10 protein-coding genes are annotated in these 16,453 nt (G+C 61.9%); 4 read left to right on the top strand and 6 right to left on the bottom strand.

What is annotated here, in order from left to right:
* A partial coding sequence (locus tag D886_RS26780) for a non-ribosomal peptide synthetase (RefSeq protein ID WP_033693992.1) occupies positions 1-5,994 on the top strand: 5,994 nt, incomplete at its 5' end.
* Between the two features lie 193 nt (positions 5,995-6,187).
* On the opposite strand, the gene D886_RS0106795 is transcribed toward D886_RS26780, so the two are convergent.
* On the bottom strand, positions 6,188-8,644 hold the full coding sequence (locus D886_RS0106795) for a TonB-dependent receptor (RefSeq protein WP_027593176.1): 2,457 nt from the start codon (positions 8,642-8,644) through the stop codon (positions 6,188-6,190).
* A gap of 124 nt (positions 8,645-8,768) precedes the next feature.
* Complete coding sequence (locus D886_RS0106790) at positions 8,769-9,629, bottom strand: formylglycine-generating enzyme family protein (protein WP_027593175.1); 861 nt, start codon at positions 9,627-9,629, stop codon at positions 8,769-8,771.
* A gap of 443 nt (positions 9,630-10,072) precedes the next feature.
* Between D886_RS0106790 and D886_RS0106785 the strand changes: the two genes are divergently transcribed.
* On the top strand, positions 10,073-10,954 hold the full coding sequence (locus D886_RS0106785) for a DMT family transporter (protein ID WP_027593174.1): 882 nt from the start codon (positions 10,073-10,075) through the stop codon (positions 10,952-10,954).
* 10 nt (positions 10,955-10,964) lie between these two features.
* Here the strand turns inward: D886_RS0106785 and D886_RS0106780 are convergent, their stop codons facing one another.
* Together D886_RS0106780 and D886_RS0106775 are read right to left on the bottom strand one after the other, a co-directional pair.
* Positions 10,965-11,423 (bottom strand): DUF4265 domain-containing protein, encoded by a 459-nt coding sequence (locus D886_RS0106780; RefSeq protein ID WP_027593173.1) that lies wholly within the window; start codon positions 11,421-11,423, stop codon positions 10,965-10,967.
* Between the two features lie 13 nt (positions 11,424-11,436).
* The gene (locus tag D886_RS0106775; protein WP_027593172.1) at positions 11,437-12,312 is read right to left on the bottom strand and encodes a DMT family transporter; all 876 of its coding nucleotides are present in this window, start codon (positions 12,310-12,312) and stop codon (positions 11,437-11,439) included.
* Between the two features lie 137 nt (positions 12,313-12,449).
* Between D886_RS0106775 and aceK the strand changes: the two genes are divergently transcribed.
* A complete protein-coding gene (gene aceK / locus D886_RS0106770) occupies positions 12,450-14,165 on the top strand; it encodes a bifunctional isocitrate dehydrogenase kinase/phosphatase (protein WP_027593171.1) in 1,716 nt (571 codons plus the stop codon).
* Between the two features lie 54 nt (positions 14,166-14,219).
* Here the strand turns inward: aceK and D886_RS0106765 are convergent, their stop codons facing one another.
* On the bottom strand, positions 14,220-15,080 hold the full coding sequence (locus tag D886_RS0106765) for a DUF6279 family lipoprotein (protein WP_027593170.1): 861 nt from the start codon (positions 15,078-15,080) through the stop codon (positions 14,220-14,222).
* A 131-nt stretch (positions 15,081-15,211) separates the two neighbouring features.
* On the opposite strand from D886_RS0106765, the gene D886_RS0106760 reads away from it, so the two are divergent.
* The gene (locus D886_RS0106760; RefSeq protein WP_027593169.1) at positions 15,212-16,048 is read left to right on the top strand and encodes a S1 RNA-binding domain-containing protein; all 837 of its coding nucleotides are present in this window, start codon (positions 15,212-15,214) and stop codon (positions 16,046-16,048) included.
* Here D886_RS0106760 and D886_RS0106755 read toward each other — a convergent pair whose 3' ends face one another.
* Positions 16,049-16,429, bottom strand: a complete 381-nt coding sequence (locus D886_RS0106755; RefSeq protein ID WP_027593168.1) for a hypothetical protein — start codon at positions 16,427-16,429, stop codon at positions 16,049-16,051. It abuts the gene before it with no gap.
* Positions 16,430-16,453 lie beyond the last annotated feature (24 nt).

The raw sequence follows: 16,453 nt of genomic DNA, 5'->3' as shown, positions 1-16,453 counted from the left end.
CGCCCGGCGCTGACGGCCGAGCGCTTCGTGCCGGACCCGTTCAGCGACAACGGCGGGCGCCTGTACCGCACCGGTGACCTGGCGCGTTACAACGCCGACGGCGTGATCGACTACGCCGGGCGTCTCGACCACCAGGTGAAGATCCGCGGGTTGCGGATTGAACTAGGTGAAATCGAAGCGCGCCTGCTGGAATTGCCAGCGGTGCAGGAAGCGGTGGTGCTGGCCCAGGACGGGCCGAGTGGCAAGCAGTTGGTGGGCTATGTGGTACCCGCCGACAGCACGCAAGACGAGGCCGCGTTGCGCGACAGCCTGCGTGAGGCCCTCAAGGCCGGGCTGCCGGATTACATGGTGCCCGCGCACCTGCTGTTGCTGAGCACGCTGCCGGTAACACCGAACGGCAAGCTGGACCGCAAGGCCCTGCCGCAACCGGATGCCAGTTTGCTGCAAGGCGAATACATCGAACCCCAGACCGAAATGGAGCAGCAGATCGCGGCGATCTGGGCAGATGTACTCAGGTTGGAACGCGTCGGCTTGAGTGACAACTTCTTCGAGTTGGGGGGCGACTCTATCGTGTCGCTGCAGGTGGTCAGTCGCGCACGCCTGCAAAACATCCAGTTCACACCCAAGGAATTGTTCCAGGCTCAAACAGTTCAAGGCCTGGCAGCCGTGGCCCGCCGCGCGGCGAGTGCTGTCATCGATCAAGGGCCGGTAACCGGCGTCACGCCGCTGATACCGATTCAGCACTGGTTCTTCGAGGCGGATATTCCTCAACGACACCACTGGAACCAGTCGGTACTGCTGACACCGAGTGAACGACTGGACTCGGATACGCTGGACGCAGCTTTGCTCGCACTGGTCGAGCACCATGATGTACTGCGCTTGCGCTTCGAGTCGAAGGGTGGCGCCTGGCAAGCCGAGTTCCGCGAAGCGCTACCCCATCAACTGTGGACGCGCTCGGCCGTCAATGCAGACGACCTTCAGCCTCTTGTCGAAGAAGCCCAGCGCAGCTTGAGCCTGGAGCAGGGCCCGCTGTTGCGGGCGGTGCTGGCTAACCTCGCCGATGGCAGCCAACGCGTGCTGCTGGTGATCCACCACCTGGTTGTGGATGGTGTGTCGTGGCGGGTGCTGTTGGAGGATTTGCAACAGGCATACCAAGCACTGCGGGCCGGTAATGCGCTGCGCTTGCCGGCCAAGACCTGCGCGTTCAAAGTCTGGGCGGAGCATGTACAGCGTCATGCCACCAGCCCTGAGTTGCAGGCCGAGCTGGGCTTCTGGCAAACACAACTGCAGGGCGCCAATGACGCGCTGCCGTGTGACTACCCGCAAGGCGAAAACCTGCTCAAACATGCGGCGTCGGTCAGCACCAAATTGGACCGCGAGACCACGCGGCAACTGCTTCAGCAAGCCCCGGTGGCCTATCGCACACAGATCAACGACTTGCTGCTGACTGCGCTGGCCAGGGTAGTGGGCCGTTGGACGGGGCGCCCGGACGTGTTGGTGCGCCTGGAAGGCCATGGTCGGGAAGACCTGTTCGATGGCATCGACCTGAGCCGCACGGTAGGCTGGTTTACCAGCATGTATCCGATCACCTTGCGCCCTCACGCTGGCCTGGCCGAATCGATCAAGGCCATCAAGGAGCAATTGCGCGCAGTACCCAATAAAGGGGTCGGGTATGGTCTGCTGCGATACCTGGGCGGGGACAACGCGCGTGATGTGCTCGCGGCGCTGCCCCAGGGGGAAATCGTGTTCAACTACCTGGGGCAGTTCGACGGTAGCTTTGACGGCGAGTCGAGCCTGTTCGTGCCTGCCAAGGAGTACGCGGGTGCTAACCAGGACGCAGACGCGCCATTGCCCAGCTTGCTGACAGTGAACAGCCAGGTGTATGGCGGCGAATTGAAGGTGAGCTGGAGTTTCAGCCGCGAGCGGTTCGACGAGGCGACACTCAAGCAGCTGGCGGACGCGTATGCCGATGAGTTGAGAGCGTTGGTGGCCCACTGCTGCGAACCGTCCCATCGCGGTGTCACACCATCGGACTTCCCATTGGCGGGCCTTACCCAGGCTCAGCTGGACAGCTTGCCGGTTGCAGCTGCGGACATTGCCGATCTCTACCCGCTATCCCCGATGCAGCAGGGCATGCTCTTCCACACGCTGCAGGGCTCGGAAGCCGCGCTCTACATCAACCAGACCGCAGTAGAAGTCGAAGGCCTTGAAGTCGAGCGTTTCATCGCGGCCTGGAACCATGTGATTGCGCGCCATGACATCCTGCGTACCGGCTTCTGGTTGTCTGCCAAAGCAGACCAGCCGCTGCAAGTGGTCCATCGCCACGCCACCCTGCCTGTGCAAGTGCTTGACTGGCGCGGCCGTGATGATACCGCTCAGGCATTGCAAGACCTGGCTGCAAGGGAGGCGGCAGAAGGCTTTGACCTGATGGCTGCACCGCTGATGAGGTTGACATTGGTCAAGCTCGAAGACGCACGCTTGCACCTGATCTGGACACGCCATCACATCCTGATGGATGGCTGGAGCAACTCACGCCTGCTGGGCGAGGTGCTGCAGCATTACCACGGTCATGCTGCCAAGGCGCCGCTCGGCCGCTTCGCTGACTACATCCGTTGGCTGGGCGAGCAGCCGCAAAGCGCGCTCGAGACGTTCTGGGGCAGTAAGTTGCAAGGGCTGGAAAGCCCGACGCTGCTGGCGGGCAGCATAGCGCCACAGCCTGATGCCAAGCAGGTTGGCCATGATGCCCTGTATCTGAAATGGGACCGCCAGCAGACTTCCCGTTTACGCGAACAGGCACAGCGTCTGCGCGTCACCCCGAACACCTTGATTCAGGCCACTTGGCTGTTGCTCTTGCAGCGCTATACCGGGCAATCCACGGTGTGCTTCGGGGCCACGGTAGCTGGGCGGCCAGCAGGTTTGGCCGGCGCCGATGAGATGCTCGGGCTGTTCATCAATACCTTGCCAGTGGTGCAGTCAGCACAACCTCATCACGTTGTCGGTGAGTGGGTACGTCAGCTTCAGGCCTACAACCTGGAACTGCGAGACCATGAACATGCTGCCTTGTCTGACGTCCAGCGTTGGGCAGGGCGCGCGGGGCAACCGCTGTTCGACAGCATCGTGGTCTTCGAGAACTATCCAGTCGATGAGCGTCTGCGCGAGGAAGGGGCTGGCACACTGCGGTTCGGTGAAGTCAGTAGCCGTGACGTGACCAACTATGCCATGGACCTCGCCGTACACCTGGGCGAGACCTTGTCCGTCGAGTTCCTGTACCTGCGAAACCGCTTGACTCATGCGGCAACGGACATGATCCGGGGCAGCTTTGAGCGCTTACTCACCGGGATACTGGATAACCCGAACGCAGCGATAGGCAGCCTGGACATGCTCACGCCGATGCAGTCGCTCAAGGCACGCGAGCGCAACCAACTGCAACCTAAGCAACAGGGCCTGCCGTTGCTGGCTGTGCGCATTGCCCAACACGCGGTAGCCAGGCCGCAAGCTGTGGCTGTCATCTGTGATGGGCAGCAACTGACGTATGCGCAACTGGACGAACGCGCCAACCGCCTTGCGCACCATTTGATCAGCCTGGGCGCGCAGCCTGAAGCGACGGTGGGGGTTGCGCTGGAGCGTTCGGTCGAGACGATCGTGGCCTTCCTGGCCGTGATGAAAACCGGCGCGGCCTATGTACCACTGGACATTGACTACCCGCAGGAACGTCTGCAGTGGATCGTGGAGGATTCGCACATGCACCTGCTGCTGACCAGCAGCAGCCTGCGTGAGCGTTTGGGTGACGTACAACACGTGGTGGCACTGGACCAGTTGTCGCTGTCGCAGCTGCCGTCGACTGCACCCCAGCTTCAGGTACAGGAAGACAACCTCGCTTACCTGATCTACACCTCTGGCTCTACCGGCAAGCCGAAAGGTGTGGCGGTAAGCCATGGGCAAATCCGCATGCACTGCCAGGCCATCGCCCAGTTGTATGAAATGGACGAGGCCACGCGCGAGTTGTTGTTCATGTCGTTTGCCTTCGACGGAGCCCAGGAACGGTGGCTTTCCACCCTGTCCTCCGGTGGTTGCCTGGTGGTTCGCGAGAACCGCTTGTGGACCGCGGAAGAAACCTGGCAGGTGCTGCAGGCACAAAGTATCGATATTGCGTGCTTCCCGCCAGCCTACCTGCAGCAGTTGGCCGAGTTTGCCGAGAGTCAGCCAGAGGCGCCACCTGCGGTACGCATCTATTGCTTCGGCGGGGATGCGGTACCCGATGCCTTGTTCGAATTGGTCAAGCGCACCTTGCAACCGCAGTTCTTGACCAATGGTTATGGGCCTACAGAAACGGTAGTGACGCCGATGCTGTGGAAGGTATCGGCACAGCAGCGTTGCGAGGCGGTGTATGCGCCGATCGGTGATCGGGTCGGCCAGCGCACCTTGCATGTACTCGATGATGACCTCAACCCGCTGCCCGAGGGTGTCGCGGGTGAGCTGTACATCGGGGGCGAGGGTGTGGCGCGGGGTTACCACCAGCGCAGTGCCCTGACGGCCGAGCGTTTCGTGGCCGACCCCTTCGCCGAAGGTTCGCGCCTGTATCGGACGGGGGACCGCGTGCGCCGCCGTGCTGACGGGGTGATCGATTTCATTGGGCGCCTGGACAGCCAGCTGAAGGTGCGCGGCTTCCGTATCGAACCGGGCGAAATCGAAGCGCGCTTGCGTAACCTGGCCGATGTCAGGGATGCCGTAGTCGTGGCGCGTGAGGGCGCTGCCGGCAAACAGCTGGTCGGGTATGTGGTCACCGGTACGGCCGCAACCGATGCGATGCAGCTGCGTGAGGCTCTGCGCGCCGAGCTGCCTGACTACATGGTGCCTGCGCAGTTGGTGCTGTTGCCGACGCTGCCGCTCACACCTAATGGCAAAATCGATCGCAATGCATTGCCTGCCCCTGAGTTTGCAGCACAGCGGCAACGGATTGCACCGCGCAATGCCGTGGAGCAGGCCTTGGTGAACATCTGGCAAGAGGTGCTGGGCGTGCAAAGTGTGGGTGTGGACGACAACTTCTTCGAGCTTGGCGGTGACTCGCTGCGGGTGCTCAAGATGTTGTCGAAGGTCCGCGCCAGCGATGATATTCCGATAGAGCTGAAACTGCGGGACGTCATGGCTAAACCGACCATCGGTGAACTCAGTGGCTATGCCGCCGCCGATGAAAGCCTCGATCCTTTGTTGCTGCTCAACAGCCGGGTGCCCGATGTGGCCCCCCTGTTCTGCCTGCACGCGGGCTTTGGTACGGTGTTCGATTATGAACCACTGGCCCGACGCCTGGAGGGGCGCTGCAGCGTATACGGTGTGCAATGCCGAATGCTGCTCGACCGTGACTGGGTGGACGATTCGCTTCAGTCGATGGCCATCGATTACGCCCAGTACATCCGCCAGAAGCAGCCCGAAGGGCCTTACCGCCTGCTGGGTTGGTCGTTGGGGGGGACGCTGGCCGTGCTGGTGGCCCAGGAACTGGAAAGCCAGGGCCAGCAGGTATCGTTGCTCGGGCTGGTCGACAGCTTCATGCCGGGGACCGAGCCAAATGACGTGCAAGGTGACTGGAGCGATGACCTACGCGGCTTCCTGGGTGTCGTGTTGGGCGTACCCAAGGAACAACTGGCTATTGGCTCAGTGCCAGCCGGTACTGCAACTGCAATGCTGGAGCAGGTGATCGACGAAGTCTGCGCGATGCAGGGTGGGCAGTCAGCGTTTGCCGAAGTCGGCAGCGCTGAATTGGCTCATACATTCATCGTTGCCATGCGGCTGAAGGTGTTGTCGCAAGGGGTCGAGCCGCTTCCGGCCACCCAGGCATTGGCATCGTGCTGGTGGGCAGGCGGCAGCGTGAGCCCTGCCTGGACCCATGCCTATGCTGAAAGCAACGCTGTCTCAGCTGGCCACTATGACATCCTCAAGCATGCAGAGGTGATCGAGAGCCTGGTGGCTAAGTTGAGGGAGGTGGATACGGTCGCGTAACAACGGCCTTGTAGAAGTACCAAGAGGGGCTATCCGTACGGGATAGCCCCTTTTTGTATGCAGGCGTAAATGGCGCTCGCCTTCGCAAAGGCTGGGCATGAAAAAACGGCGCTCCGGTTAGGGAAGCGCCGTTATCAACAGGCCTGTCGTATGCACCGTGGCCGGCTAGACCCGCCTGGCTAGATGAACGCCATCAGAAGTCGTAGCGCAGGTCGAGCGTGGCATTACGCGGTGCACCATAGTGGCCATAACTGCCGGCCATGCCAGAGTAGTACTTTTCGTCGAACAGGTTGTTCACATTCAGCGTTGCCGCCAAGTGGTCGGTGACCTGGTAACGCGCCATCAGGCTGGCCACGGCATAGTCGTCATCCTTGACCTTGGCATTGTTGAAGTTGGTGAACGTCAACGCTTTGCTGGAATCCCAGTTGACGCCACCGCCTACGGTCAGCTTGTCCCAGTTGCCCTGGAAGCGATAAGTGCTCCACAGGCGGAACGTGTCCATGGGCAATTGGGTCGTCAGACGGTCGCCGTCGGCGTTCTCGGTACGGGCATGGCTGTAGCCGGTTTGTACATTCCAGCCAGGCGCGATCTCACCCGCGATTTCAAACTCAAAGCCCTTGGTTTTCGCGCCGTCTACGGCACGGTACGCCTGGCCATTGGTTGGTGTGAGTTGGCCCGGATCAATTTCAGCGAAGTTGTCCCGCTCTACCATGAACACGGCGGCGCTGGTATTCAGGCGGCCATCGAAGAACTCGCCTTTCCACCCCAATTCGTAGTTCTTGCCGACCACAGGCTCGAGTACCTTGCCGTCTTTGTCCATCGACGTCTGCGGCTTGAAGATGTCGGTATAGCTGACATAGACAGACTGTTCAGGGGTCAGGTCGTAGACCACACCGGCATAGGGGGTTACCTGGCCGGTTTCACGCATCTTGCTGACCGTGTTGGTGTTGGCAATCAGCGAGGTCAGGTCGGAGTCGTAAGTGTATTGCGAAACCCGTGCACCCAGCAGCAGGTGCAGGTCATCGGTAATGTTGAAACGGTTGGCCACGAAGTAACCGCTTTGTCGTGTCTTGATGTTGAAAATCAGAGAGGGCCGGTAGCCGTCGCGGGCCAGGTAGTTATCCCAGGTGTAGAAATTGAACGTGGCGATACCACCGGTCTGCGAGTGGTGGTCGTTTTCATATTCGGAATAGTTGTACCCCACGACCAAGTCGTGGGAACGGCCGAACAGCTCGTAAGTGCCGGCGAGGTTGACGTCCAAGCCCTTCTGGGTTTGATCGGCGGAAATCTTTGCCCGTTCGGCGCTTGCAGCGCCGGTTTCCTCGTTCAAGTACGTGACCCCGGACGTGCTGCGGTACCAGCCCAGGTCAGCATCGCGATCGACGTCCATGTAATTGGCCACCACCCTGAGCTTCCAGTCGTTGACCAACTGCTGCTCCAAGGTCGCCGTGTAGTTCATGGTCTCGAAATCATCGTACATCCACCGAGCGCCGGAGCTGGTGGATCGTGAGAAATCGGTTTGCTTGCCATTGGTGAACAGCAGCGGGACACCCGGCGCGCCCGTCGATTTGTACTTCTGGTAGTCGACACCAAAACGCACGAGGGTCGTGTCGGTCAGGTCGGCTTCGACGACGCCGTAGAGGATTTCCCGCTTCTGGTCATACCAGTCCATGAACGTGTGGTTGTCTTGCTTGGCCGCAACCATGCGCCCTCGGACGTTACCTGTTTCTGTCAGTGGGCCGGAGACATCGACTTCGCTGCGGTAGTTATCCCAGGATCCAACACTGCCCTTGACATAGGATTTGAACTCGCGGGTCGGCTTCTTGCGGATCAAGTTGATCACGCCGCCAGGCTCGCCGGCACCGGTCATCAGGCCCGTGGCGCCACGGACGATCTCGACCCGGTCATACAAGGCCATGTCCAGCAGCGTGCTGGGCATGTTGCGCGTCTGGTTTTCCTGGCTGGTATTGACGCCGTCGAACTGGTAGGTATCGATGGCACTCCCGCGGGCGTAGATGTTGAAGCGCTCCCCGCCATCCTGGGACATGGTGATCCCTGGGGTCTCTTTGAGCACATCGGTGATGGCGCTGAGGTGTTGATCATCCATGCGTTGACGCGTCATCACGGTGACCGATTGAGGCGTTTCACGAAGCGACAGGTTCATCTTCGTGGCTGTACTGGTGATACCTGTGGTGTACGAACCGGTGCCTTCGGTAGTAGCGCCGAGGCCCACGCTATTGACGTTGGTCGCCGAAAGCTCGACCTGGCCTTCCTTTGCGGCCGAACTCGCGGTCACCGTCGCCGAGTTGCCATCGATCTGGTACCTCAACCCCGTCCCTTGCAAGAGGATGCGCAGCGATGACGCCAGGTCATGGCGCCCCTTCAGTGCCGAAGAACGCAGCCCGCTGATATCTTGTGGGCTGTACAGCAGTTGAGTATCCGTCTGCTTGGCCAGCGCCTGCAGCGCCGAGTTCATCGACTGCGCGGGAATATCCAGGGTCCATTCCTGTGCCTGCACCTGTGCAACCAGCGCAGAGGACAGCGCCAGGCCCAGGCCAATGCGTGACAGCGCACGCTGGGGGCGAAGGGAATGACGAATCAATAAGGCTTTGGCAAGCGGGTTGAGCGCACTGGGCAATGGCATGGACATCTGTTGCGTTCTCGTTGGCAGAGGGGTTTTTTCTATGTGCTGTATGTGACGCAGCACCTGTGAAAAACCGGAACGATTCTTATTGACTGTTTTTCCGCAGGTGCTGTTAACCGCGTCACAACGTTCAGAGTTCGCGGGCTACGCGAAAGCCGAGGAAGTCGCCACGGGTGGTCTTGAGGCGGTCGTTGCGGTTGGCCGAGCGCGAGAAGATCGGTGGCTCGCCCCAGTCGTTGCCGCGCATGTGCGCGCGGATGCACTTGGGGTCCTGGATCCAGGCGCTGCCGTCGGTAGGGGCGCCTTCGTAGCTTTCGTGGTAGCAGTCGGCGACCCACTCGTAGACGTTGCCGTGCATGTCGTACATGCCGAAGGCATTGGCCGGGTAGCTGCCCACGGGGGCGGTGAAGGTGTAGCCGTCACGGGGGCCGTAGGTGTTGGCGTGCTTGCTGATCTCGTACTTTCCCGGCGCGTCGAACGGGAAGGGGAACGGGCCGGTAGAACCGCCGCGGGCGGCGTATTCACGTTCAGCCTCGCTGACCATGCGGTAGGGCTTGCCGGTTTTTTTTGCCAGCCACACGGTGTAGGCCTGGACTTCGTCGTAGTCGACGCACACCGCAGGTTGGCGGGCCGTTTGTTTGTAGGTGGGCTTGCTGGCTTCGCACCAGCGCCCGGGGCGGTCGTCGCCGCTCTTGATGACGGTGCCGGTGGCCTTGATGTAGGCGTCCAGCTCGCCGGCGGTGACTTGATAGCGGCTCATCGCGAAAGGCTTGGCGAAGGTCACGGTGTGCAGCGGGCCTTCGTCGGGCTGGCGGCCGGCTTCGTCATCGGGTGCGCCCATCACGTAGCTGCCGGCGGGCAGTACCACCATTTCTGGGCAGTCCTTGCAGTCCTGGAATACATCACCTGGCTTGGCCGCGTGGGCGTAGGCGCTGACCAGCAGCAGGCAGGTGATCTGGGCTGGCCGGTAGAGCCAGGCTTTTGCGTTCATGAGTGGTCCTCGGAGCGGGTGAATGCGTGCGGTGTTTCGCATTCAGACGAGCCAAGGCGGTGAAAAATTAACCAACGGCCGCGCCTACAAAGGTCGGTTTAGCCAGTTGCCAGCCAGAAAACGCCGGGCTATAGTCCAGGCCATTGATCTCATCCTGAAGACCTGTTCATGCCAGCCATCCCTTCTACCTCATGCTTTGCCTTCGCGCCAGTCGCGGGCGAGGTCGTGCGTGGAAGCCAGCAGCCGGCCATGATCAGTCACTACCCACCACCTGTCAGTGGCGTTGTAGGCGGCGTAGCTCCGCCTCTTTGCGTGGTCGTGCTGGGCTGATCGGCTTCTGGCCGCATCCCACCGCACTCGCAACCTACTGAACACGGTCGGCTACTTCCCTCGCTGAAGCGTACGCCCTCCGTTCGGCTCATTCGCCCGAAAGGTGGCAATACATGTCTGTCATTTCCAAAGCATCCGTGGCCTCGGCGGCCACCACCAGCCTGTTCGTCTTGCTGTGGAGCAGCGGTGCAATCGTCTCCAAGCTGGGCCTGGCGCACGCCAGCCCGTTCGCTTTCCTGTTATTGCGCTCGGCGCTGGCCCTTGCGGGCCTGTTGATGATCGGCCCCTTGTTGGGCCTGCGTTGGCCGCGCAGTCGTGGGGCGGTGCTGCGCGCCCTGGGCACTGGCTGCGTGTTGTTGGGGGCCTACCAGATCTTCTATCTGCTGGCGCTCAATACCCATGTCACCCCTGGCGTGATGGCCACGGTGATGGGGGTGCAACCGATCCTCACCGTAGTACTGATGGAGCGTCGTCGTTCCTGGAGCCGGCTGTTCGGCCTGGGGCTGGGCCTTGCTGGCCTGGTGATGGTGGTCTATCAAAGCATCAACCTGGGTGGGGTGTCCCTGGCCGGCATGCTGTTCGCGCTGCTGGCGCTGGGCAGCATGACCTTGGGTTCGATCCTGCAGAAACGCATCACCGACAACCCCATGGGCACCTTGCCGTTGCAGTACCTGGCAGGGTTTGCCCTGTGCGCGCTGTTCGCCCCCTTGCAGCCGTTGCACGTGCAGTGGACCGGCGGCTTCGTCGGTGCACTGCTGTGGATGGGGCTGGTGGTGTCGTTGCTGGCCACCCTGCTGCTGTATCGCCTGATCGCCAAGGGCAATCTGGTCAATGTCACCAGCCTGTTCTACCTGGTGCCTGCGGTGACTGCGGTGATGGACTTCCTGATCTTCGGTAACCGTTTGGCAGCGCTGAGCCTGTTGGGGATGGGGCTGATCGTGGTGGGCTTGCTGTTCGTGTTCCGCAAGCCGGCTGCGCGGTTGGCGGAGGCGTAAGCGTAGCGCTCTAGCGAAACTCTTCGGGGATGGTGTGCCGCAGCACGCCTTCCTCGAAGTCCAGCAGGTCGGCTTCGCGTTGGGTCAGCAGGTAGTAGAGCAAGGTGTCGAGCGCGCGCTGCGAGGGGACTTCGACGGCAAGCATCCTCACCGCCTGTTCTGCTTCGCAGTTGCAGCCGAAGTCTTGCAGGGCTGCGCGCACCTGGTCGAGGGTTTCCGGTGGCTTGACGATCACCCGGAACACCGAGCGGCCGCTGCTGATGCGCAAGCTGTCGAACCAGGTTTCACCGCTGTCCTCCCGCGTGTCGATGATGTCGCCCGGCGCAATGCCGTAGACATAGAACGGGATGCCATCGACTTGGTAGCCGCCGTCGACTGCCTTGGCCCACAGGCCCTCGACCGAGGCCGGCGGGTAACCGTCTGCGTCCTGCACCAGGCGAAACAACACCTTCTTGTATGCACTGTTCATCGTGTGCCCCGCTTCAATGGCGCGTCGGCCGCAGCACCAGCCACAAGGCCGCGCCAATCAGCACACCGCCGTACAGGTGCGCCATCGACAGCGGTTCATCCAGCAACCATGCCCCCCACAATACGCCGAATACCGGGATCAGGAAGGTCACGGTGCTGGCTTTGACTGGGCCGATTTCTTCGAGCAGGCGGAAGTACAGGATGTAGGCGAATGCGGTGCACAGCAGGCCCAACCCGAGCAGCGACAGCCACACCTGCCAGCCGCCCCAGCTGGCAGGGGGCTGAACCAGGGCGCTCCAGGCGAACAGCGGGCTCAGCAGGAGCGTAGCGCCGAGCATGCTGCCCAGGGCCGAGAGGCGGCTGTCCAGGCCGCTGACCCAGCGGCGGGCGAGAAAACCGGCGAAGCCATAACAGGTGGTGGCCGCCAGGCAGGCGAGGGCGCCTTGCAGCAAGGCCAGGTCCAGCGCGACGGGGCCAGCGCCGCTGAGGACGCCGACGCCGAACAGGCCCAGGAAGATGCCGCAGAGCTTGGGCAGGGTCATCGGTTCACGGAAGAACAGCACGCCGATCAGTACGCCCATCAGCGGTGTGGTGGCGTTGAAAATCGCCGAGTAGCCAGCTGGCAGTACTTGCGCGGCCACGGAGTAGAACGTCGCCGGGATGCCCGAGTTGATCATGCCCAGCACCAGGCAGGCGCCGAGCTTGCCTTGGAAGTCCCAGCGTACCCGCGCGGCGGCGACGATGGCGACCAGGCCCAGGCAGGCGATCGACACGCGGAAAAACGCGGTCGGCACGGTGCCGAGTTCGGGGGCGATGATGCGCATGAACAAAAAACTCGCCCCCCAGACAGCGGCAAGGGTCAGCAGGCGGGCTAGGGCAATGGGGGTCACAACGGTCTCCGGGTTTCGGGCAGGGCGCGAGTTTACGCCAGGGGGGAGTGGGATTCTTGTGCTTTCTTGCGCTGTGAATCTAGGCGGGCTGTGGACCGGCTAAGCTGTATCTCTCACCCTGCACCGAGATGCCCTGCATGTCCCAGCACTGGCCTGCCAGCGAAATCGCCCAGATGATCCTCGATGGCTTCGATGACTACCGCGAACACTTTCGGCGCATCACCCTCGGCGCCCGTGAGCGCTTCGAGCAGGCGCGCTGGCAAGACATCCAGCGCGCAGCGGCGGCGCGTATCAACCTCTATGAAGAAAAGGTGGCCGAGGCCAACGGCCGGCTACGGCAGAGCGTTGCCGATGAGGTGCTGCTGGATGTGGAGCAGTGGCCGCTGGTCAAGAGCGCCTACATCCACCTGATCGACCCACGGCTCGACGACGAGTTGTCCGAGACCTGGTACAACTCGCTGTTCTGCAGCCTGTTCAGCCATGACCAGATCAGCGACGGCTGCATGTTCATCCACACCACCCGGCCTTCCATGCGCAGCCACGAGCGCGCGGCGCAAACCCGCACCTATCAGCTTGAGGACGGGCTCAAGGGCCTGCTGCGGGCGATCTTCGCCGATTACCCGTTCGATGTGCCCTATGGTGACCTTGAGGGCGACCTGACGCGGCTGGAAGAACAACTGCGCGAATGCCTGCCGGACTGGGTGTGCAAGGACCCGGCCCTGGCGGTCGAGCTGTTTTCGCCAGTGTTGTACCGCAACAAGGGCGCTTACCTGGTCGGCCGCCTGTACACCCGCGACGAGCAGTGGCCGCTGGTTATCCCTTTGTTGCACCGCGAAGGCCATGGCATCGAGGCCGATGCGCTGATCACCGACGAGGCGGAGGTGTCGATCATCTTCTCCTTCACCCGCTCTTACTTCATGGTCGATGTGCCGGTGCCGGCGGAGTTCGTCAACTTCCTCAAGCGCATCCTGCCCGGCAAGCACATTGCCGAGTTGTACACCTCGATCGGTTTCTACAAGCATGGCAAGTCGGAGTTCTACCGGGCGCTGATCAACCACCTGGCCAGCAGTGACGACCGCTTCATCATGGCGCCTGGGGTGCGTGGGATGGTCATGAGCGTGTTCACGCTGCCGGGCTTCAACACCGTGTTCAAGATCATCAAGGACCGTTTCTCACCATCGAAGACCGTTGACCGCGCCACGGTGATCGACAAATACCGCCTGGTGAAAAGCGTCGATCGGGTAGGGCGCATGGCCGATACCCAGGAGTTCGCCGATTTTCGCTTTCCGCGCAGCAAGTTCGAACCAGAATGCCTGGCCGAGCTGCTGGAAGTGGCGCCGTCCACGGTTGCCCTGGAAGGCGACACGGTGCTGATCCGCCACTGCTGGACCGAGCGGCGCATGACGCCCCTCAACCTTTACTTGGAGCACGCCAGCGAAGGCCAAGTGCTCGAAGCGCTGGAAGATTACGGCTTGGCCATCAAGCAACTGGCGGCGGCGAACATCTTCCCCGGCGACATGTTGCTGAAAAACTTCGGCGTCACCCGCCATGGCCGGGTGGTGTTTTACGACTATGACGAAATCTGTTTTCTGACCGAGGTGAACTTCCGCCATATACCGCCAGCGCGCTACCCGGAAGACGAGATGTCAGGCGAGCCGTGGTACTCGATCGGGCCGCATGACGTGTTCCCCGAAGAGTTCCCGCCGTTTCTGTTTGCCGATATGGGCCAGCGGCGTTTGTTCAGCCGCTTGCATGGCGAGTTGTATGACGCGGATTACTGGAAGGGTTTGCAGGCAACGATTCGCGACGGGAAGGTGATCGATGTGTTCCCGTATCGGCGTAAGGTGCGGTAACCGCTGGGGCTGCGCTGCGGCCGCAAACTATCAGCGCCACGCACGTCTGGGGTTTCAGCCCTTCAGGCACTTCAACTCGCTGAAATCGGTGCGCACCTTGCTCAGTCGCGCCTGCAGTAGCTGACGCTGCTCCGGGGTGCTCAAGTGCATCAGGTCGACCAGCAACCTGCGTGCTTGCAGCTCGGTGTTCTGGTAGGCGATGCGGTACTCCGGCGTCCACAGGCTCTCTTTGCGCTGCAGCAACTGCGCCAGGCGCGGTTCGAAGCTGGCATCGCTGCGTTTGTCCATTGCCAGCACCAGCTGTTGCTGCCAGTGGGCACGGTTGGCGATCCACTGGCGGTTCTGATCGCCCAGCGCCTGTGACCAGCTCAGCACACGTAGCCGTTGCGCTGCATTGAGCTCACCCAGCCAGGGCGTCAGGCGTTTTTCCATGCGCTCGGCGCGGCGGGCAATCTGCTTGGGCAAAGGCGTATCGACATACTGCTTTTGCCGTTCGCTGATGTCGTCGCGGAACGCCTCGCGCATTTCCGCCACCTGCGCGTCGCTCATGCCACGCAGCAGTTCGGTGGCGGAGGGGGTGATTTCTTCGGCAACCCGGCCAATCGCCTCGCGCGCTTCGCGGGTGCGCTGCTGCAACGCCTGGTCGGTCACCTGGTCTTCGGCGACCATGGCCCGCACCCGGTCCAGCCAGTCGAGGTAACTGGGCAGTTGGGTTTTGCAATGCCAGGCCAGATGCTGCCTGAGCCGCTCGTCGAGCAGCACCTTTTGGTCGCGGTTCATGTCCAGGTAGTCACCGAGCGACCACGGCACCAGGCGGTCCAGGTTGCGGTAGGCCAGGTCGATGCGGCTGCACGCGACCAGGGCCAGGGCGAGCGCGACGGTGATGAGCAGGGGCTTGAGCAGGCGTCGAGGCATGTGCTGATCCTTGCAGTGGCTGGCCAGTCGGTAGACGCAAGGGGGAAGATGACGGTTCCACCGAATCAGCGGTCGGGCAGTACGGTGGCTTCAGGTGTAGAATAGCCGTCTTGTCTTGAGGAACATCGGAAATGGCTCTGCTTGGGCGTTACAACAGTTTGCAAATCGTTAAACACGTGGAATTCGGCCTCTACCTGGACGGCGGCGCCGATGGCGAGATCCTGCTGCCGGGGCGTTACATCCCGAAGAACGCCGAGACCGAGGTAGACGATTGGTTGAACGTGTTCATCTACCTGGACAGCGAAGACCAGCTGATTGCTACCACCGAGAAGCCGAAGGTGCAGGTCGGTGAGTTCGCCAGCCTCAAGGTCAAGGACATCAATGGTGCCGGTATCTTCCTCGACTGGGGCCTGTCCAAGGACTTGCTGATGCCTTACTCGGAAGAGTTGCGGCCACTGAAGATTGGCGACTACTGCGTGGTGCACGCGTACCTCGACAAGCGTACCCGCCGCATCACCGCGACCGCGCGCCTGGACCGCTACCTGGACCGTACCCCGGCCGATTACCAGGTCGGCCAGCCGGTTGAGCTACTGGTGGCCGGCGAGACGCCGATGGGCTTCAAGGCGATCATCAACAACCGCCACTGGGGCCTGATCCACAAGAACGAGGTGTTCAAGTTCCTGCGTTCGGGGATGCACGAGAAGGGCTTCATCAAGGAAATCCGCCACGACGGCAAGATCGCCCTGAGCCTGCAACCGGTGGGCGCTGCCCTGGCTGACAGCCTGCAGGAGCAGATCATGGCGCGCCTGGACGCCGAAGGCGGTGTGCTGCCGGTGTGCGACAAGAGCGACCCGGCAGTGATCACCAAGCTGTTCAACGTCAGCAAGGGCAACTTCAAGAAGGCCATTGGTGCGTTGTTCAAGCAAGGCCGCATCGTCATCCATGACGATCGCATCGAGCGGGTCTGATCAGGCCTGCACGAACGTGCGGAAGTCCAGCTGCTCGCCACCCGGGCGGGTGTCGCGCAGCAGCGAGTCGCGGTCAGCGCTCAGGGCCAGGCTGATGGTCGAACGGCGTTTGCCTGGCTTGCGCACTTCCATCTGCTCCAGGTGAGCCTTGAGGAAGTTGGTCGGTACTTTCAGGTGCTGCAGCTCATCGCTGTCCGGGGTGTGCAGCAGCAGGTTGACCCAATCGGGCTGGCCTTTGCCCAACAGCGCCACTGGCACTTCGAACCACCACAGGTTGCGTTTGGGGTCGAGGATGGCGAACAGGGTGTTGCTGCTGGTCAGCACGGGCCGGGCCAGTGCTTCATTGCGCCGGGCGATGGCGGCGGGTTTGTCGAGTTTCATGCAGGTTCCTGCGGGTTGACGCGT

It is taken from the genome of Pseudomonas sp. LAIL14HWK12:I7 (genome assembly GCF_000483465.1).
Taxonomy (GTDB): domain Bacteria; phylum Pseudomonadota; class Gammaproteobacteria; order Pseudomonadales; family Pseudomonadaceae; genus Aquipseudomonas; species Aquipseudomonas kermanshahensis.
This window is presented reverse-complemented; position numbering and strand designations above follow the sequence as displayed.